This window comes from Paenibacillus sp. 1182, from assembly GCF_017833915.1.
GTDB classification, from domain to species: Bacteria; Bacillota; Bacilli; order Paenibacillales; family Paenibacillaceae; genus Paenibacillus; species Paenibacillus polymyxa_D.
This window is the reverse complement of the sequence record NZ_JAFICR010000002.1, coordinates 462,290-482,868: the sequence shown is the minus strand read 5'-3', so window position 1 is coordinate 482,868 and position 20,579 is coordinate 462,290. Positions and strand designations below refer to the sequence as shown.

The 20,579-nt window shown below is 37.1% G+C and carries 20 protein-coding genes; 2 read left to right on the top strand and 18 right to left on the bottom strand.

The window, feature by feature from the left end; translation table 11 throughout:
• Nucleotides 1–12 precede the first annotated feature (12 nt).
• Genes JOD82_RS05230 through JOD82_RS05210 form a run of 5 tightly spaced genes read right to left on the bottom strand, consistent with a single transcriptional unit; the run spans nt 13 to nt 7,883 of the window.
• The gene (locus tag JOD82_RS05230) at nt 13–1,101 is read right to left on the bottom strand and encodes an NAD-dependent epimerase/dehydratase family protein (protein ID WP_209947852.1); all 1,089 of its coding nucleotides are present in this window, start codon (nt 1,099–1,101) and stop codon (nt 13–15) included.
• Nucleotides 1,102–1,129: 28 nt separating this feature from the next.
• Entirely contained in the window at nt 1,130–1,909 is a 780-nt protein-coding gene (rfbF, locus tag JOD82_RS05225) for a glucose-1-phosphate cytidylyltransferase (protein ID WP_209947850.1), read from the bottom strand.
• A gap of 21 nt (nt 1,910–1,930) precedes the next feature.
• A complete protein-coding gene (locus JOD82_RS05220; protein ID WP_209947848.1) occupies nt 1,931–4,684 on the bottom strand; it encodes a glycosyltransferase family 2 protein in 2,754 nt (917 codons plus the stop codon).
• A gap of 17 nt (nt 4,685–4,701) precedes the next feature.
• Nucleotides 4,702–6,777: a glycosyltransferase gene (locus JOD82_RS05215; protein WP_209947846.1), complete on the bottom strand. Its 2,076-nt coding sequence runs from the start codon at nt 6,775–6,777 to the stop codon at nt 4,702–4,704.
• Between the two features lie 35 nt (nt 6,778–6,812).
• A complete protein-coding gene (locus JOD82_RS05210; RefSeq protein ID WP_209947844.1) occupies nt 6,813–7,883 on the bottom strand; it encodes a glycosyltransferase in 1,071 nt (356 codons plus the stop codon).
• 208 nt (nt 7,884–8,091) lie between these two features.
• Between JOD82_RS05210 and JOD82_RS05205 the strand changes: the two genes are divergently transcribed.
• A complete protein-coding gene (locus JOD82_RS05205) occupies nt 8,092–9,585 on the top strand; it encodes a CDP-glycerol glycerophosphotransferase family protein (protein WP_209947842.1) in 1,494 nt (497 codons plus the stop codon).
• Nucleotides 9,586–9,602: 17 nt separating this feature from the next.
• Entirely contained in the window at nt 9,603–9,995 is a 393-nt protein-coding gene (gene tagD, locus JOD82_RS05200) for a glycerol-3-phosphate cytidylyltransferase (protein ID WP_209947840.1), read from the top strand.
• 69 nt (nt 9,996–10,064) lie between these two features.
• Here tagD and JOD82_RS05195 read toward each other — a convergent pair whose 3' ends face one another.
• The 13 genes from JOD82_RS05195 to JOD82_RS05135 form a co-directional block, all read right to left on the bottom strand.
• Nucleotides 10,065–11,996: a glycosyltransferase family 2 protein gene (locus JOD82_RS05195; protein WP_245248904.1), complete on the bottom strand. Its 1,932-nt coding sequence runs from the start codon at nt 11,994–11,996 to the stop codon at nt 10,065–10,067.
• A gap of 41 nt (nt 11,997–12,037) precedes the next feature.
• On the bottom strand, nt 12,038–12,376 hold the full coding sequence (locus tag JOD82_RS05190) for a hypothetical protein (protein ID WP_209947836.1): 339 nt from the start codon (nt 12,374–12,376) through the stop codon (nt 12,038–12,040).
• Entirely contained in the window at nt 12,376–12,762 is a 387-nt protein-coding gene (gene fliS / locus JOD82_RS05185; RefSeq protein WP_209947834.1) for a flagellar export chaperone FliS, read from the bottom strand. The genes JOD82_RS05190 and fliS overlap by 1 nt, the downstream gene beginning before the upstream one ends.
• Before the next feature lie 34 nt (nt 12,763–12,796).
• A complete protein-coding gene (gene fliD, locus JOD82_RS05180; RefSeq protein WP_209947832.1) occupies nt 12,797–14,275 on the bottom strand; it encodes a flagellar filament capping protein FliD in 1,479 nt (492 codons plus the stop codon).
• A 17-nt stretch (nt 14,276–14,292) separates the two neighbouring features.
• Nucleotides 14,293–14,655: a flagellar protein FlaG gene (locus JOD82_RS29015; RefSeq protein WP_209947830.1), complete on the bottom strand. Its 363-nt coding sequence runs from the start codon at nt 14,653–14,655 to the stop codon at nt 14,293–14,295.
• A 148-nt stretch (nt 14,656–14,803) separates the two neighbouring features.
• Nucleotides 14,804–15,574 (bottom strand): flagellin N-terminal helical domain-containing protein, encoded by a 771-nt coding sequence (locus tag JOD82_RS05170; RefSeq protein ID WP_209947828.1) that lies wholly within the window; start codon nt 15,572–15,574, stop codon nt 14,804–14,806.
• Nucleotides 15,575–15,761: 187 nt separating this feature from the next.
• Nucleotides 15,762–15,998, bottom strand: a complete 237-nt coding sequence (gene csrA / locus JOD82_RS05165; RefSeq protein WP_023990670.1) for a carbon storage regulator CsrA — start codon at nt 15,996–15,998, stop codon at nt 15,762–15,764.
• Nucleotides 15,998–16,441: a flagellar assembly protein FliW gene (locus JOD82_RS05160; protein ID WP_209947826.1), complete on the bottom strand. Its 444-nt coding sequence runs from the start codon at nt 16,439–16,441 to the stop codon at nt 15,998–16,000. Before JOD82_RS05160 ends, csrA begins: the two co-directional genes overlap by 1 nt.
• A gap of 83 nt (nt 16,442–16,524) precedes the next feature.
• Nucleotides 16,525–17,433 carry a flagellar hook-associated protein FlgL gene (gene flgL, locus JOD82_RS05155; protein WP_069009989.1) on the bottom strand — a complete coding sequence of 303 codons (909 nt, stop codon included), beginning with the start codon at nt 17,431–17,433 and terminating at the stop codon, nt 16,525–16,527.
• Nucleotides 17,434–17,456: 23 nt separating this feature from the next.
• Nucleotides 17,457–19,037, bottom strand: coding sequence for a flagellar hook-associated protein FlgK (gene flgK, locus JOD82_RS05150; RefSeq protein ID WP_209947824.1), 1,581 nt, complete (start codon nt 19,035–19,037; stop codon nt 17,457–17,459).
• A gap of 15 nt (nt 19,038–19,052) precedes the next feature.
• Nucleotides 19,053–19,553, bottom strand: coding sequence for a flagellar protein FlgN (locus JOD82_RS05145; protein WP_069009991.1), 501 nt, complete (start codon nt 19,551–19,553; stop codon nt 19,053–19,055).
• 10 nt (nt 19,554–19,563) lie between these two features.
• Nucleotides 19,564–19,839 carry a flagellar biosynthesis anti-sigma factor FlgM gene (gene flgM / locus JOD82_RS05140; protein ID WP_039271505.1) on the bottom strand — a complete coding sequence of 92 codons (276 nt, stop codon included), beginning with the start codon at nt 19,837–19,839 and terminating at the stop codon, nt 19,564–19,566.
• A gap of 196 nt (nt 19,840–20,035) precedes the next feature.
• A complete protein-coding gene (locus tag JOD82_RS05135) occupies nt 20,036–20,446 on the bottom strand; it encodes a TIGR03826 family flagellar region protein (protein WP_069009992.1) in 411 nt (136 codons plus the stop codon).
• Nucleotides 20,447–20,579: the final 133 nt, after the last annotated feature.

Sequence of the window (20,579 nt, the reverse complement as noted above, 5' to 3'; positions counted from 1 at the left end):
TTATCCGATAGTTTACCACTCATATTCTCTTCTATTACACTCGCTTAAATTTTTTAGATATCTCGAGATTCCTTCTTCAATATGGATTTGCGGATGATAATCCAGTATATTCCGTGCCTTGGTTATATCAGGGCATCGCCGATTGGGATTGTCAACAAGATATTCTTTATCTTTGTGAGCTCTAAATACAATACCACCTTGGTAACCAAATAACTCGTTTCCAATTTTTTTATAGAGTTCTGCCAGTTCCAAAATAGACAGCTCAGAAGAATCGGATCCAATATTAAACACTTCGAATTCCCCAAAAACAGCACTTTTTATATATCCAATTGTTGCATCCGGGATATAATCAAAGGTTCGCGTTGGTTTTCCATCCGAATAGATTACAATATTTTCGTTATCTATTACTGCTTTTGCAAAATCAGCTACCACTCTTTGGTCATTGATACGCATTCCAGGTCCGTAATTATTAAAAGGGCGAACTACTGTAACAGGCATTCCATACTGACGGGAAAAATTGTAACATAAAGTTTCACCAAATCGCTTAGATTCATCGTAACAAGCTCTTGGACCACAGGTATTAACATTACCCCAGTAGGTTTCCGGGGTTGGAATTTGGGAAAAGTGAGGATCTCCATAAATTTCACTGCTTGAGTAAAAAAGTAAGCCTTTAATATTCTTACTTTTATAAAAGTCAAGGAGTCTACGGAGACCAGTTACGTCCGCATCAATTGTTTCTATTGGATGAAGACGATAATATACTGGTGATGCAAGTGAGGCCATATGAAAAATAACATCGGCCTTTTCTGCAAAACCAAGATCACAAGTGGTTATATCCATTTTCCTTAAATCAAAAAGTGAATGCTTGGAAATCCGCTTAGTCCACTCTGGTTGGCCAAACATATAATTGTCAATTCCAAAAACCCTTCTGATCCCTAGTTCCTCACCATAGGCTGCAAAAAAATGAAGTAATGAATATCCTAAAGATCCAGCAAAACCTGTAACTAGGATCGTACTGCCTTTTAGCTTTGATTTATCAAAATCTGATAATCCATTATAAATAAATCCCATATCTTGTTGAGTAATTACAGACATGTGCATATAAGTACCTCTTTATTTTTTATTTATATTAATTCCACAGCTTCCAAGGTGCTTGCTCACTTTTCCATAGATGCTCTAATACTCCTTTATCACGTTGTGTGTCCATGCATTGCCAAAATCCATAATGCTTATGAGCAACTAATCTACCTTCCTTTGCAATCTGGGTTAAGGTGCTGCTTTCAAATACCGTTCTATCATCTTGAATAAAGTCAAAAATTTCTGGTTCAACCACCATAAATCCGCCATTAATCCAGCCTCCATCCTCCTTTGACTTTTCCGCAAATTGCTGAACTTTATCGTTGAATTCATTAATATCAAGTACGCCGAAGCGCCCGCCTGGCTGAATGGCGGTCATTGTAACAAATCCTCCACTGAGCATATGATGCTTCTCTAGAGCATTAATATCCACATTAGATACCCCGTCTCCATAAGTTAGCATAAAGCGCTCATTACCTACATATTTCTTTATTCTCTTGATTCTTCCGCCAGTCATTGTATCCCTACCGGTATCTACTAGGGTCACACGCCATGGTTCCGATACATTATTATGGATCGTTAATCGATTCTCATTTGAAAAATCAAAAGTAACATCAGAGGCATGAAGATAGTAGTCCGCAAAAAATTCTTTTATGACGTAACCTTTATATCCGAGACAAATAACAAAATCATTGTAACCATAGTGACTGTAAATTTTCATAATATGCCATAAAATTGGCTTATCACCAATCTCAATCATAGGCTTAGGTTTTAAATGGCTTTCTTCACTTATTCTGGTGCCGTAACCACCAGCTAAAATAACAACTTTCATAAAATAGATCACATCCCATGCTTATTCTTTTGAAGTTTGTAATTCTTTTTGATCCTTGAGCCCTGCAATTAAAAAAGTATACTCCACTAATTCTGAAATTATATTGTCATCTGGATAAAATATATTTAAAACCTCTGCTGTTTCAATCGCTGTAAATAGGTCTCCATCTTCAATTAGTAGTTGCAGCTTGTAACATAATGCCTCTTTATCAAGGGGGCACTGTTCAAGTATATTCACCAATAAATCAATCGCATCATCAAAATTTTTACTATGAAGATATTGGCTAACTAAATATTTTTCATTCTCTACGGTCTCAAAGTTAACTCGACTACATGCCTGCTCTAAAATTTTTGTAAGTAGTTTGTACTCTACATGATCAGTCCGTTTTTTAGAAATCTCTATTGCTAAGTCAAAACGGGAGTTAACTATTTCCCGCAGCAAAATAGGATCAGAGACTATAAATTCGCAGCTAATACCGCTTTTTTCGAATTGAGAAAATTGTTCTTTTTTGCAAGCTGAAAAAAATGCATAAAAAAACATCGAACCAAAGCGAGTTGTATTTTTTTCATCACATATTGAGGACAAATACAGTAAAAGTACATTCTGTATATTGGAATCTGAAGAATTAATCCTATTAATAGATGTAAAAAGTCTGTAGACATAGTGTGTAAGTGCTTTGCTAATATCAAGACTATTCATATTTTGATATATAGTATTCATAGCCACTTGTGTTTCATCAAATAAATTAGCTATAATCCCCCTTTCAGTAAATGCTTCAAATATGATTTCATCAGATAAAATGAGTTCTATACTCTCTAATTTTTCCTCTATACATATTTTCTCTGACTTCGAGATCAACACTAAACAATTTATTATTGAGAAATACATTTTTTCAATAATAAAATTGAAGTTTTGTTCACTTAGCTGATTCCAGCTTTGCAACAGTTTCTTGCTTTCTTGATAAAGCCGCACATAATCCGAATATCTGTCCTTATCAATTTGAGCATGGTAATAAGAATTAGGTCTTATTCTATAATAGTGGAGCACTTTATTCACTCCTACTACTGACTTAGAAAATTTCAATAAATCCAAACAAAACATAGTATCATCAGCATGCTTCAGATATCTGGAATGCTGCTTTCTAAACTCTTGAAGTTCCAATAAAACTGAAACCTTAATAAGTTTCCCCCAATAAACACTAAAAAGAAAATAAACTGATGGAAATATGTCACCTAAGCGGGTTATATCATTTGTATAAAATTCTGGGCACACTCGCACTTCGCGAGGTTGGGCATCTTCTTCATAAAACTTTTCAGTTCCCCCGACTGCTACATCCGCATTATTTTCTTTTGCTGCCGTGTAAAGCTCTTGTAGGAAATCTGGATGTAAACAATCATCACTATCTAGCACGCACCAATATTCGGATTGTAGATGTTCAAAGTGAGCAACAAATTCTGGATGATGTTTCTGATTGAATAACATACTGTTTTTTTCGTTTTTGTAAACCTTAATTCTGTTATCTCTTAAGGCATACTCTTTTATTATTTCACCAGTTCGGTCAGTAGAACCGTTGTCTAAGATGACCCATTCAAAATTGGTAAAGCTTTGGTTTAAAACACTTTCAATACATGCCTCGATGTACTTCTCCACATTATAGGCAAGCGTACGAATAGTGATTAGGGGTGCTTTTTTTTTCATTTCAAAGAATTCATCATGAATTGGATCAACTGCATTCCTCATCGTCATCCGATTTACAATTTCAAATAATTCTTTATATAGGTTTTGTATTTCGTTATCGAAAATAGATATCATTTTCTCAATTCTATAATTAATATCTTCTAGGCTCTGACGAGTTTCCTTGAAAATTGTGGGTTTCAAATTTAGAACCCACTCTTTATATCGGTTAAGAACTGAACGCTGCATGGAAACATTATCACTCAGCAAACCACTTGCCAATACGCTAAATAAATTACGCAACAAATAACTATTTAAATAATAAGCATATAATTCCGATTTGGCACTGTCATTTTCGTTCCAATTGTATATATGCCCCTCTACCATATTAAAAACCTGAATCATATCCGCTACATATTTTTCAGGCTGTATATATGTAGATTTCGTTATTTGTCCCTCTCTGGATCTATATTGATAAAGTAAAGAATCCACCATATAAATCTTCTTTGCATTTAAATATGCATGTATGGTGAATATTTGGTCCTCTCCAAAGGAAACATTCTCAGAAAAAATATTTTCATTTAATAATTGTCTACTATATAATTTCCCCCAACAGTAAGGAAGTTGAACAAGATCATAATTGTTAATAATGTCCTTAGCTCCTGGAATATTCAGAGATGGGAATTCCTTATAAATCCAGGCTAATTCCCTCGTTTTACTATTAAACATTTCGTGATGCCCGATAATTAAATCTGCTTGTTCTCTGGTTGCTGTAGCCAACAAAATTCCCAAAGCATCTTGACTGATTAAATCGTCTGCATCCAGGAAGAAGATATATTTTCCTTTAGCCATAAGTAACCCAAGATTTCTCGCTGCAGAAACTCCGTATGCATCTGTTAACTTCAATAAAACTACTCGCTCATCCTGTCCTACATATGTGGACGCAATACCATAGCTCTGGTCTGAAGAGTGATCATCAATAATAATCAGTTCAAACTGAATCATTGTTTGATTCAAAACTGAAGTAATCGAATCCTTTATATACTCTTCAACGTTGTGCATTGGCATTATAACGCTTACTTGAATATTATTGTTCGCCATATTAATCACCCAATCTATCAGAGAGTTAAACCCCACCTATTATTTTCAATTTGATTAATTAAACCTAATGTTCGAGTATCAGGATACTGAATTTGCTTAAGGTATAAAATAGCATCGTTATATCTTCCAAGCTTAATTAATACGTATCCAATATATAACAAATTCTGATCATTTACCGAATGTCTTAGCACAAGTTCACATATAAGAAGGACCCGATCAAATTCTTCATTTTCATAAAAATAGTTTGAAATGAGATAAAGCGTACTTTCTTTATTTAAAATATCTTGTTCTATAATAGTTTGCATATCTATAAGTTTTTTACCATCGTTTTTCAATAAAGAATCCAAATCTATAAGAGCCTGTTGTCTTTGGACATTATATTCAATCCTCAAAAGCAAAAGTTTTAATCTTTTCCTTCTTTCATTTTCCACATTAATAGTTTTTTTTAGAGATAATATCCAAATTTCTATTTGTTCACTTTTGCTTTCCATTTTTTCTAACCAATTTAGTGCTTGTTCGTCATCACCAAGACCATAATATACTGTACTTAAATTCATTAATGTAGTAGGATGCCTTGTATCCATCTCGTAAGCCTTCATGAGCAAGGGGAAAACATGTTCTATATTATTCCTCTCAAAGTTTGAAATCGCAAGATAATTCAAAAGCAGAACAGCAGAGCCACTGTATGTCTCAACGGCATTAAGAATGCTGGTAAAGGACGTTTTCAAAATGCTATCTATCAGATCCTCATCAGGATTTTGAAGCAACATGTTGAATTGCTTATGAAGCATTGCTATACTAGAGCCTTTTTCGGCGCTGATTAAAAAACGATCAACATCAAAATAAGGAGGAAGGGAATCCTTATTAAATCCTTTTAAACGCAGCATTAAATCCGTATTTTGTTTGCTTATATCTGTTTTTATAAAGTCTACCTTAAGCTTATCTAAACCGGCTTCTAAGAATGCTTTTGATATACTTTCTAAACTCCAACTCGTTATATCCCGTTCGTAAAGTCCATCACCTTTAGTTAGCTTTGTAACAGTGGAGCAATTATGCATATTTGGTAAGTTGGCAATTAGTTTTCCATTAGGCTTCAAAAGGGCATTATACAGATTTAATGTACTGTCTAAGCTAACCATCGAATTTATAATAATATAATCGAACTTCTCTTCCTTGAATGTTTCTACTTCAAAACGGTCTATTACTAACTCATGAAAGCGTTGGCTTATCAATTTAGCTTCAACATTTGGTTCAACCCCAACAATCCTTGCACTTGGGAACTTTTGTCTATTCTTAAGAATTGTTGCGCCACATCCACTCCCAATTTCTAAAATATGGATATTTTTATCACTATCGGAGGGCAACATATTCAAAATATCGGTCTGTTGTTGAACCAGACTTATATCAAATCCCCATTTACTTTTGAATCTTTCTGATGGGTTGCAATCTTCCGGATCATCTTCTCCATAATGATGAACAAAAGCTTGTCTACATAACATAAGTTTATAACCTAGCTGGATTACTCTTAGACAGCAATCTACACTCAGCTCTTTTGTACTCAACCCTTCATTTAACAAACCTATCTCCATTAAGATATCTTTCTTAAATAGCATACAAAAATTGGAGATCACTAACTTTTCTTCTTGCCCAAAGCTACTATTATGAGATTGGGCATATCTGAGTAATTCCTCAATAGTTTTATAGTCGACTTCTACTTTTTGGTCATCATCTGCGTCATTAGACATTGGTCCTATTCCCGCTACATCTTCCTTTAGATATAAGGATTGAATCATATAATCTAACCAATGATCTGTTACTAAGGTATCACTATGCAAGAGTACAACTTGCTCACCGCTAGCAGCTTTTATTCCCATATTCCAAGCCTGTCCCCTGGAAAGTAGCGTATCATGAAACAAAGTAAGTAAATCCGTCTGTTCTGCCAGCCATTCCCTTACTGAATATGAGGCACCATGCTCTACAATGACAAGCTCATATGTTCCTTGCTCTGTAAATCTGCGAATACTATCAACCGCTGCTTTAAAATACTCAAATTCGTCCTCCGAAACATCGATAATGATGCTAGTCTTTTTCATTCTTGAACCGCCTTTTTTAATTTTAATCTGTCATTTTATACTAACTGTTTTAATCTTTGAACAGACGGTTCATAACTATAAGCAGCCGCCTTCAAATATTGCTGTTTAGCTTTTGCCAGATCACCTATGACTTCATAGAACACGCCTAGATTATGGTGAGCTGCAAAACTTCCAGTGCCCAGTACCCTTCCTTCATTCCCTGTCTCCCCAATTTCCAACGCTTTCTTATAAAATTGCTCTATTGAAGAGATTAATCCGCTATACTCCTCGGGATTGCTTAAAATAAGTTCAAGAAGATACAAAGCAGATACAAAATAAAAATCCGCATTATCAAACAAAAAATCCTGATGGTTCTGAATTAGCATTAGTCCCTCTTCCAAGTCACCCGTGGCAATCATTGCATACAAAAGATTAATAATAATATTAGAGGCATATCCTTCAAGCCCGGTCATGGATGTATAGGCCTTCTTTAGATGGATAAGGGCTTCATGATGATCCTCCAGTCCACGATATTCTTTAGCAATGTGGAAATGATAATAAGGATCATTCGGATTTTCTTCAATAGCTAATTTTAAAATAGGTATATTTCGGTCACTTTTTGTCTGCTGAAAATAACCATCATGCTGAATTTCTATTTCCAGTTGTATCCGCGGAAGATCAGATTCAATCTGCTCATGAATCTTTCCCTTATACCTGCAATGAGCAGGGAATATCCTCGATATGTATATTTGTTCATAATTAACTCCATCCATCCCCATAAACTTGTCAGTTCTTTTTACTTTGCCTATTAAATGTTGATTTTGATTAATAAAATTGCGTATGACTTCATAGCAATCGTTAGATATATATTCGTCAGCATCTAATATTAAATTCCAGTCTCCCGAGGAATGTTCCAGTGCAAAATTCCTTGCATCTGCAAAATCATTCTTCCATATATAGTCTATAATTTTAGCGTTGAATTCTTGAGCAATATGTTTTGTATCATCCGTAGAACCTGTATCAACAACAACAATTTCATTCACATATTTCACTGCGCTATCCAAACAACGTTTTAAAGTTCTTGCCTCATTTTTGACAATCATAACTAAGGAAATAGTAGGTTTCATATGTGATCCTCTTTAACTTTATAATGTAAAACCAAATCTGCCTCGTATAAACTTATTATCGGTTTTCACTTCACATCTCAAGAGACTTCTTGATAAATATGTAGAATGAATGTTTTTCCAATATATAATTAGCTTTATGCTCACCACTTCCTAACCGATAAATAATATAAAGGTCTAAAAATCGCCATAAGAAGGGACCAAATATTACATGCATAAAATTAAAATCACTATGTTTCACCTGTCATCCTCAGGTTCTAATAACTATTATCTTTATCGGGCCGCTACAAAAGAACTGCTTGCCAAATATGATATTGAACTTTTAACAGATAGACAGGCATTATATAACCGATATATTGACCACAGTGACGTATATATAACAACACATGGTGAGTATTCTTCAGATTACGATAAGATCAACATAGACATGTGGCACGGATTTCCACTAAAGGGTATGGCTAAAATGGACAAGCAAGAAGAAATTTCAGACACACATATTCATGAGCATTGGGCCAAAATGGATATGATTATGTCCTACTCTTCTCTCTACAATACAGCCATGAACGCTTGTAATGGAGGGAACATCAGTCAGTATCGAATCACGGGACTACCTAGAAATGACGCTTTGTTCTCCCTCCACTCCAAAAAAAATTTAAAAAAGCTTTTGCCTAAAATAAATATAGATACAGGTTCTGTCATATTTTTTATGCCAACATTCCGTAAATCCTTTGTGACTCCTGATAAACTTGAAGGAGGGAAAAATTTTAGTAATATTTTCGGATTTTCTGAAATGCATCAACAAAACTTTATAGAGTTTTTAAAGGAAAATGATATTACACTTGTTGTAAAACTGCACCCTTTTGAGGAAAAGTATTTTACAGAAGAACTAAATGCTATATCATCTGAGCATATTGTTATTTTGAATGACAACCTGCTATCACAAAATGGTATGGACCTCTACGATATACTAGGCTCTGCCGATATACTCATTACTGATTATTCTTCTGTCTATATTGATTATTTATTGCTGGAACGCCCGATTTTGTTCTTACCAACAGATCTGGAGGAGTATAAAGGGAATCGAGGTCTCCTATTTGAGCCTTATGATTTTTGGGCTCCAGGGCCAAAAGCAACTACCCAGCATGAATTACAGAATGCTATAAGTCGTTTTCTGACTGAACCAGACTGGTACAAGCAAGAAAGAAGCACCATCTTGACATTGTGTCACAAATACCAAGATCATCATTCGGCATCACGTGTATGGGAGCTAATTGATCAATATATTGAGGAGCATCGTGAGATCATCCAACAAAACAGAGAAATCTTTCATAAACATAAACAGTTACAGAGCCAGATTAAAACCAAAATTAACGAAATGATTGAACTTGGACAGATTGCACAAGCCAATCAAGCTATACAGCAGTATCTCAAAGACAATGCTGCGGACCCAGAAATCTATGCAATGAATGGTATGCTGCACTTGTTAAATAATAATCCACGAGAGGCGATAGAAACTTTCGAGATAGGACATCGGCAGTTCCCATGGGACGAAGATCTAATTTATAATACGGGATATGTATATGAGTGGATAGGAGATAAGACTTCTGCTCTAATTCATTATCAAAAGGCGTTAGATCAAAGCACTCAACCCAAGTTGACTTCATTACTTCTTGAAAAACTTTCAACACTATCTTCTGGTTCATAAAAAAAGGGGGGGGAACCTTGAGAAAAGTAATTACTTATGGAACGTTCGATCTACTTCACTATGGTCACATTCTTTTATTTCAAAGAGCCCGTGCCCTTGGTGATCACCTCACCGTAGCCCTTTCTACAGATGAATTCAATACAATTAAAGGAAAGGCAGCTTATTTTCCTTATCATAAACGAAAAATGATGCTTGAAGCTATCAAGTACGTTGATGCTGTTATCCCGGAACAATGTTGGGAGCAAAAAGCATCTGATATTTCAAACCTTCACATCAATACTTTTGTAATGGGTGATGATTGGAAGGGAAAATTTGATGATTTAAAAACTTATTGTGAAGTTATTTATTTAGCACGTACGCCCGATATTTCTACGACCTCCATCAAAGACAGTCTACAAAACTCCATTTAGTATCAGTTCACCCTTTAAACAGATAGCGCGTACCTATGAAGAATAGGTACGCGCTATCTGTTTAATTTCTTAATTTATGAATTCTCTAAGAAAAGGAATGCTCATAAAGTCAGGAAATTCAGAGATGAATTTATCAATATACAACTTCCTCTCGTGCTGTCCTGCGCTACGAATCAAGAAGTAGTACAGATGTCTAGCTTTAGGTTGCAATTCTACAAGCTCTTTAAGGAATTCTTTGGCTTCATCATAATAACCATGATTGAGATGATAGAAGGTCAAATTTTCCAGGCTTGTGGCATCTAATTGTTTTTCTACTAATAGGACTGAGTAATAATTCATAGCCATCTCAATCAAATTTAAACCATAAAAATAATTAGCCAACATATTGATAAGCTCTGCGCTTTTTACAGCCTGTACAAAGTTATCAAAAAGCTCATAATTCTTTATGAGAAAGAGCTGTTTGGCTACCAAAAATAACGAGCCCGAATATGCTATTAGCATTTGTGAATCATCAATTTGCTCTCCCTTGATAATCTGAGAAATCAATACATTCACACTTTGGATATCTTCATCCTCACCAAAATAGTTACTATTTAGGAATCTAATATCACTCCATATTAAGGAACCAAGTATAGTTTGTATCCATAATTGTTGCTTATCTCCCTCAGTTACCTTTTTCACATCAGAGCAGGCTTCTTCCCAGCTTTCTTTATCCTGCTTCATCACAGCGATTCGTATGTGATCTGAATTGGTTAGGGAGTCATCGTCTTTCAAAAAACTGAGATAGTATGATGCCATTTCGTTCCGCCCTAATGCCAGTGAAACTTTGTAGATCAACATAATATCTGATTTTTCTTCCACATTGAAGTGCTGATTAAGAAATTCAATGATGGTGTTCTCACTTTCGTTTTGACAGAGCCATTCGATCAAACGCAGTAAAACTCTGGGATGCTTATTGTTTTTTTTCAGAAGTATGGAGAGCCAATAGATTGCCTGCTTATTATCATTTAAACGGAAATATAAAGATATCAACTGCTGGACCGGAGTTTCAAAACTATACATTGGATCCACCAACCAAAACTCTTTTTGGTTAGCAGCTCTCTCTTCAGCTATACTTATCGCTTTTAAATAACAGGAAATCGCTTGTTCAAAAAAACCCAAAGTTTCATAATGGATTCCTTTAATTGCATAGTATTCTGAATAATCCTTGAATAAGGATAACTTATCTTCAGTCCATTTCCACGATAAATGGAGCCTATCCTGTTTATAATACAAACTTATAAGCCCAATTAAACAATGCGGATACCAAGCTACTTTAGAACTAGTCCCTTTAAGAGCACGCTCGTAGCAATCCGTGGCTTCAACTTCATTTTTAGCGTAACGATATTGGTTCCCCAATGTAAACCAATCATATTCACTCATGTTTTGGTGCTTCTTCATTTCATTAAAAATGAACATATTACGTTCATGCTTATTCTTTTCAACAACTCTTTGTTCCTGATAGCCTGTATGATATATATTCAGTTCCAACTTTTTATGAAATAACTCTTTTGATGAGCCCCTAGTCAACTGCTCGTGGATCGGCCTTTCAAAAAAAATACCTTTATAATTAGGAAACAACCGTGTTACGGGAGAGGTCGTTATTTCATCCTGAAACTCCTTTTCCCCCGTAAAATTGATAATAGGCAGCGTATACGCCAAATTTTCCACAGGTATCTCCCGATCAAGAAAATGATTCCATTCATTATAGTCATCTACCGACAGATATTCATCTGCATCCATCACTAAAATCCATTTCCCAGTGGCATACCGAATGGATTCATTCCGTGCTGCAGCAAAATCATTGGACCATTTATAATCAAAGATTAGATGGGTATATTTTTGTGCAATCTTTTTTGTTCTGTCTGTAGAGCCCGTATCGACGATGACAATTTCATCAGAAATAGACTTTATACTATCCAAACAACGTGCCAGCAAGACCTCTTCATCCTTAACAATCATACATACACTAAGTCTCTTCATTACTCTACCAACCTTATTTGTTAATTCTTACGATCAAAGAACAAGCTGTCCGGCGTATAACTTGCATTGTATGCTGATTTCTGCTCTTGAATAGTCCCTTGCTTAAGAAGCCATTGGCTTGCTTCTATTTTCAGTCGATTCATTTTCATTAGGATACTTGCATCAAACTTGCCTAATTCCTTTAACTTTTCTTTTTCTTCCTGGGTAAGAACGTCTTTGAGCTTCATAATATTCTGAACCAATCTTTCTCTTTTATCAGTAAAATCAACCAACTCTTCAAACTGTACCTGATCAATTTTATCCACTATCTCTAAAACACTACGTTCTAATTTTTGTATTTCGAGATGAATAGTGTTCATTAAGCCTGCTCCATGCCAAGATTAAGTGATTTCCCGGCTTCTTCCCAAGCCTCTCTTAACTCTAACAAATAAGACAAAACTTCGTTGGCTGGCGCCTTATCCTTTTTTAAGTTAGCGTTAATCAATCGGTGCAATATATACTCATACACTTGAAAAAGTGTCTTAGCAATTGGATAATCATAGTTAAGAGCAGCAATCAGTTCATTAATAACAGCTTGTGCTTTACACAAATTTATATTTGTTTTTTCGTAATTCGATTCTTCAATACCAGATATCCCCATACGAACAAAACGAATAGCACCATCATAGAGCATCAATAGTAATTGAGCGGGAGAAGCTGTTTGCAATTGGGTTTGTTGATATTTTTGATAAGGTGAATTAATCAAGATATAATCTCTCCTTTAAAAAAGAAATAATCCATTAAGAAAACATACTTGAGAGACTGGACGAAGTACTATTATATTTATTCATAGCTGTCTCCATAGCTGTGAACTGTTGATAATAACGATTCTCAATCATTGTTAGCCTGTCCTGTAAAGCATCAATTCGCTTTTCATAAGCTGTTAATTGATCGCCCATTTCACTCTTTAGTTGAAACGCAGCAGAAAGATCGCTGCTAATTTTGGATGTCCCCGCCTTATCCGCCAAGCTTTGCAAAGATACCTGATCCGTTTTCTTTAACCGACTGAAAATACCGTCTGTTGACGTATAATTTTTGGTAGAAGACGTATCAACCTGTCCAAATAATGCGGTCACTTTCTCTGGTGTAGTTTCAAGAGCTGTGCGTAGCTTTTTCTCATCTACATACAGCTTCCCTTTCTCACTATATCCACCGGTTGTAATGCCAAACTGAGCTAAATTCACCTTTTCTCCGTTTGGAAGAACTACATCCGATATGATCGCCGATCTCATATCACTAATTGTTTTATCTACAATGGAATCATTTTTTAACATTCCGCTCTGGGCTTTACTTTCCCAGAGCTTCACTTCATCATCGCTCATATCTTTCTTTTGATCTGTGGTTAACGGTAAAAATTTACGATACCGCTCTTCACTTGTCTTTTGATTCAGTGTAGACAAAGTATCATTATAGGCCTCCACGAAAGACTTAATCGTATTCACAAGTGTGTCAACATCCTGTGAAACTTCAATTTGTGTCGACTGGCCAGTTGGAGTAGTCCCATTCAAACTGATCTCGACACCATTAACTGTGAAACGGTTTGATGTCTGCTCTGTTGCTAGTCCATTAATTTCAACAACTGCGTTTTTACCTTTCACTACGTTAGCCGACTTCAAGCCAAAGCTTTGTTCAAGTAGCTCTCCACTTAAAGTAATGTCCTTATCCCCTGTTTCTTTGTTGGTCAACGATATCTTCCCTGAGGAAGCATCATATACAGCAGTAACTCCTGCTTTTGTACTTCTGTTAATCTTTGATATTAATGAATCAATGGTGTCATCTGCCGAAAAACTTATAGTGTCGGACCCAATGTTAATACTGGACTCTGCACCTGTATATATATCTGACAGCTTCGTTGAACCTGGAGCAGCGCCTACCGTCCCTCCAGAAGATACAACATTAGAAGCAGACGCCAAATTTGTAACCTTTATATTTAATACAGAATTTGCAGATGCTCCTGTAGCTGTTGCAGTGAGCACATTAGAAGCACCTGTAACCGTTGCTTTTTTTGAATCAATAGCGCTGCTTAAGCTGTAACTTGTTAGTTTTTCATTAAAACTCACTAACTTTGTGCTTACTTGACGATATCCGTCACGCTTCCACTCCGTCTGTTGCTTCTGCTGATTCAGTTTATTCAATGGAATACTTTCTGTAGCCATTAACTTTTTGACCATTGAATCAATATCCATCCCCGAAGCCAAACCGCTAATTCTCATTGTCATGTTAACCCTCCTAAGTATTAAGCCTTTTTATCAATAATAAGTCCGTTTATTTCCATTAAACTTGCAGCTACATCAAGAAGTTTTTCACGAGGAACTTCTCTAATTAAGTCGCCTGTCTGTTTGTCAAATACTTTAATCATAATTGCATGGGTCTCCTTGTGAATGGAAATCTCAAACTTTTTTTCCGGTCCCTGCACAGCTCTAATCGACTTTTCTAACTGCTGGAGAGCCTTTTCCTCTTCCCCAGACAGTCTTTCAACTGATTGGTTGACGTTTTGCTGATTTATGGCTGTAATTGATGATTCATCTGCGCTACCCTTGGGCGCAATAAATTTCGCCTGTCCTGGCACTGGACCAAGACCAGAAATACTATTATCCACAGTTCACCCTCCCTACGTGTTGAAACATCATCAAGAGCGTTTTATAGTTTCTAATACTCTTTATATCGGAAAATAAGAGTTGTTTATGAAGAGAATAACAAAAAAGAGACCTTGGAAATCAAGGTCTCTTCTAAGGAAAAAGTATAGATTAACGAAGTACAGACAAAATACCTTGTGGAGCAGAGTTTGCTTGTGCCAGCATCGATTGGGAAGCTTGCAGCAAGATGTTGTTCTTGGACAAAGCAACCATTTCTTTAGCCATATCTGTATCACGGATACGGGATTCAGCAGCAGTCAGGTTTTCTACAGTAGTACCAATGTTATTGGATGTGTACTCCAGACGGTTTTGGACAGCACCCAATTTAGCGCGCTCGGAGGAAACATTTTTAATAGCAGTTTCAACTTGAGCGAGTGTTGTGTTGGAACCAAGCGTACTAAATCCATTAGTACTGATGCTTCCGATAGCAATTGTACTTGTAGCTTTGTCATTCACAGTAATATTTGCACCTTTAGTGATGCTAATACCGTTAAATGTTGTTTTAGTCATAATTTCATCGATTTGGTCACCCAATTGCTCCAGCTCTTGGTTGATGTTTGTTTTGTCAGCGGAGCTGTAAGTACCACTCGATTTTTGAACATTCAGTTCTTTCATACGAGTCAGCATGGAGGATACTTCGTTCATTGCACCCTCAGCAGTTTGTACGAAGGAGATACCATCTTGAGCGTTACGTTGAGCTTGCTCCAGACCACGGATTTGACCGCGCATGGATTCGGAGATGGACAAGCCAGCAGCGTCATCAGCAGCACGGTTAATGCGCAGACCGGAAGACAGTTTCTCCATATTTTTACTTGTTGCATTTGTGTTCAGACCCATGTTGCGGTGTGTATTCAATGCCGGAATATTGTGGTTGATAATCATTATAAATTTCCTCCCTGAAATGGTTTAATGCCCACATCCTTGTGGTATGAACGTCTTCACAGGTCGGCCGCCCTGAAGAATTACCGTTCTATATTATATATCGACCTTTCCCACAGAATTGTTTATAGCATTCTAAAAATTTTCTTTAGTATTCTTCCAATATCAGCAGCCCATATTCATTTCTTTACTAAGTATTGCTTCCCTCTCCCATTTCCAACATGGCATTCTTAAGAGCTTCAAGGTCCATAACTGCGTTTTGATTGTTATCCTGGATTGCATCAAAAATCTCTTTACGATATATATCTATGTCTTTGGGTGCTGATATACCTATCTTTACATTATCTCCTTCAACGGAAAGCACGGTTATTACAATATCATTATGGATAACAACAGACTCACCTTTTTTTCGGGATAAAACAAGCATCAGGATTCACCACCCTGCTCTTTATGTCTTAACTTCTGCCACAATGCACTTCTTGTAGTATAATCGGTATTTTGTAAAACAATCTGTTTGCCAATAGACTTCTCCACATTGAAAATTAAAGGTGCTAGCAAATTGACTGTTATCTTCTCCTTATTACTATGCCAAGTCACAATACAACGAACTGCAATCTGCTCTCGATCTATTACACCGATATCTGCAAGCGCATCACTAGATAGTTCAAACTCATAATCAGGTACAAAATCAAAAGGATTGACCGTAATAAAGGTGACTGTCGCCTCTTCTACAGCGCTTAAAATACTAAATAGCTCATTATGCTCTTGTAGCCTATATTCACGTAAATGCTCAAAACCAGGTAATCCCTTAGGAAAAGCAAAAACCAATTCTTCATTATGCCATCTTTTTTCATCTAATTTCGGGGTCATTGTTTATCCTCCTTAAAAATCAACAAAAGAGCTACGGATTTTTATCCATAGCTCTACAATACAAATGTCAAAGATTCAAAAGATTAACGCATAAAATCCATTAATGAAGGCTGCATAATCTGAGCGGATGATTTCAAGGCTGCCTCATAAATAGTTTGGGCAGAGGTTGCCTGAATCATCAAGCTGGCAATATCGGCATCTTCAGTTTTGGATTGCAAGGTCGTCAAATTCAGATTACGGTCATCAAGACGGGATTGAACCAGTTCTACACGGTTTGTGCGTGCCCCAACCTCAGACTGACTAGCCTGCATTTTTATGAAACGAGATTCAACATTTGCGGACTGAGCTGCAATAGCACTATAGCTGCCACTAGACAAGGCTGCGCTCAAGTTATCCATAATTTTAAAAACGTTATCCGTATCCGTTGACGCTCCAAAAAACTCACTTCCAGAAGTATTCACCCGAAATGTAGATTGATCTCCAATTGCATAATTCACAGCGCCTTGATCCGCATCAATTTGATCATAACTTGTCACAGTACCGGACAGCTCGTAAGGGGCCTGATCATATTTTTGACCGTTAAAGATATATTTACCACGAATTTGGCTATTTCCGATATTGGTCATTTGTTCCTTAAGCTGATCTACTTCCAACTTAATTGCATCCAATCCGGATTGGGGGACAGTTTCACTTGAAGCTTGAACCGTCAGCTCTTTTAACCGTTTCATGACATCTCCAGCCTGCTGCATCGTAGAATCTGTGAAATCTAACCAGCTTACGGCCGCATCAGCATTGCTGGAATATTGCTCATTAGAAGCCAACTCAGCTCTGTAGCGAAGAGCATAAGTCACACCCACTGGATCATCTGAGGGTTTATTGAGTTTGCGACCAGTTGTAATCTGATTTTCCATTTTACTCATATTGCTATAATTACGATTAAGGTTACTGAGCGTCTGCATACTCATCATCCCCGAGGTTACTCGAATCGCCATACACTACCTCCTACTAATCTAAATTAGAGCCCTACACGGCCTGTACTATTAATCAGCTTGTCCAGCAATTGATCGAATGTCGTCATAAAACGAGAAGCTGCGCTATAAGCATGCTGAAACTTGATCATGCTGGACATCTCTTCATCCAGGGACACCCCGCTGACAGACTGTCTACTTAAATCCACCTGTTCTGTCAAAAGTTGTGCGTTCTGTGACTGACGTTCCGCCTCCTGAGTCTGTACTCCAAGTTGTCCAACAATAGAGCTAAAATAATCATCCACCGACGTCGGAGTTGATAGAGCAGTCCCAAAATCGAATTTCACATTTTTCAAGTTAGCCATAGCCATAGCTAACGCATTATTACCGAGCACTACTTTCTCATCTGTCGTTCCTGTTCCATCTACCCGTAATGAGGTCGCAATTTTATTAGGATCACTTTGTATATCAGGATTTAATGTAATATTACCAGCTGTAATCGCGGCACCGTCTTTAGAGGTAAAAAAGGAATCACCTTTGGTAGGAGTTGCCCCACTAATTGTATAGCCCAACTGATGAAGCCCATTGATACCTTGGACAGTAACCTTCAAATCGTTTGTTAAACTCCGGTTATTATTAGCATTAGAGTAGGTAACCGCTGTATTATTTGGTCCCGTATTCAATACCGTTCCTTCTGGAAGCACAGTTCCTTTAGGAAGGGTAACTTCAATATTTCCGTTGGCCAATGTGTTTGCCAATTGGTTTATCTGATTTTTATAATCCGTAACATATCTGTCACGTGATAATACCATTCCGTAAACTTCACCGCCAGTCAAGGTGCCACCTGTAAAAGCAGCCTGAAGACCGTCCGCAGTTACTGGAGTAAGTTCGCTACCAGTTACAACTATCTGTCCTGCTACTGTTACTTGATATCCGTTATCTAGTTGAGTAACCTGCACATTAGCCAGTTTAGACAATTTATCGATCGCATAATCTCGCTGATCTCTCAAATCATTTGGATTATCTCCCAATGATTCCAACTTGGTAATATTCCCGTTTAAATCAGCGACAGATTGTAAGAGGGAGTTCATCTCTGTTGTCTTCAATGTAATATTATTGGTTAAATCGGAATCTAGGGCGTCAAGCTGCTTACTCGTCTGATTCAACGCATCCGTTAAAGCCAACGTAGTCTCTTTTACGATTTTACGGTTAGTTACGTCCTGAGGATCCTGACTCAAATCCGACCAAGCATTCCAGAAATTATCCATTACTTTGCGCATTCCTGTGTCAGAAGGCTCATTCATAATCGTCTCGAGCTTATTCAGAGTATCGTAGCGGATACTCCATCCACCTAAAGAGGAGTTTTCATTACGATACTGATCGTCCAGAAACGTCTGACGGACGCGCTCAATAGCAGTGAATTCAACCCCTGTACCCATTTGACCTCGTACAACGGAACGGTTCAAACCGTAGGCTTCCATAGATTCCGAGGCCTTCATACTAACCACTTGTCTGGAGTAACCAGCTGTGTTGGCATTCGAGATATTGTGTCCGGTTGTATTTAATGCAGCTGTTTGTGTGTTTAAGCTTCTTTTCGCTGTTTCTATACCATGAAATGTTGAGACCATGTTTTCCTCCTTCAATTAGGCGCGTGTATCAAATAGTCCCGCTCGTACTGATGATGTGCTCTTATCAGCTGGACGCTGATAAACCGCTTCAGATTCCGCATAATATGACATACTCTCAATAGAAAAATCAATATAGGAAAGCGCCTGTTGTATAAGCTGTTGATTCAACTCATTTAAATTTTTCAATTCTTCAAGCGTATCCGCTAATTTTTTTTGAATGTGAAGGAGGCGCTGCTTATCTTCTACATCAAACACAAGACGAGACAACTCCGTAATATTGAGATTCAACTTGGACTTAATACCACGTTCCTGCAAAAATTCATATGCTGCCTGCAGGCGTCGTTCATCCAGCTGTTCAATGTGTCTGGACATCTTCGATTCCTGATTCATGACTAGAATGAGCTGATCTACCTTATTTGATATCAGTGCTTCCTTTTTTTGAGTTCCTAATGCAATCAACTGCTCGTGAGTCTCTTTAAGCTGCTCCAGCACATCAATCAATCGCTCTAAAGGCATATTCCTTCACCTAGCTTTCGGAAGACTGCTTGAAGTAAGGTAACAGCTTCTCTGCAATTTTATCGGCATCTACACGATAGGTTCCAGAAGCTACTTGTTGCTTAAGCTCCTGAATTTTCTTAACACGATCTGCATCACTGCTGCGGTTCAGCATTTCCATCGCTTCCGGAGAAATCGAGACCTCGTCCTTGCGGCGAGACTTCTTAAGCTCCTCTTGACGTCCTGTTTCAATATTTCGTTGGTATGGATTAATAGCTCCGATGCGGTTGGTCTCGTTAATTTTCATAACTTCCACCTTCCTTAGTTATTTGATATGGTCAGAATGTATCAGACGACATAGCGTCGAGCATGGTTCGTATTATGCCTCACTTCTTTATTTTGTGCATGGTTGCTAAAAATAAAAAAACCGATAAGCTCTATAAAGATTATCGGCGGTATTTGAAACTTTTTGAATAGCTGAATGTGTTTTTAATTCCCCTGTACTACTTTCCACGAAGTTTATCAATCGCGCTGTAGGTACCTGAGCCCATATTATTACTTTGATCCTGATTACTACTTTCGCGTACAGCCTGATGCAGGTCTTTAGTCAGACGTGTTCGACAAGAATCGCACATATGTCCTGCACGAATCGGTATCCCACATACCTCGCAAGGATACGTCATATTGGGTGCATTAGCAATGGAAATACGTCCCTCGCGTATAAATGTCGTGATTTGCTTTACGGATACCTCAGTAGCCTCCGAAAGCTCATGCATATGAATGCCCTTATTCTCACGTATATGTTTGACACAGCGTTCGTATTCAATTTCAATTTCTTTAATACAGTTCTGGCAGATTCCCCTGACGTTCATAATAAACAGCTTTCCACATCGAGGACAGTTATCCAAATTCATCCTCTGTAGCGCCCCTTTCCAATTTCCGATCTTTAAAATACTTTTATCCTTACATTACCTTATAATGAAGAGCCTCGTCTAGCAAATATTTCAAAAGGAGATTTTCAGATTTTACACAATTGCACATCTTATA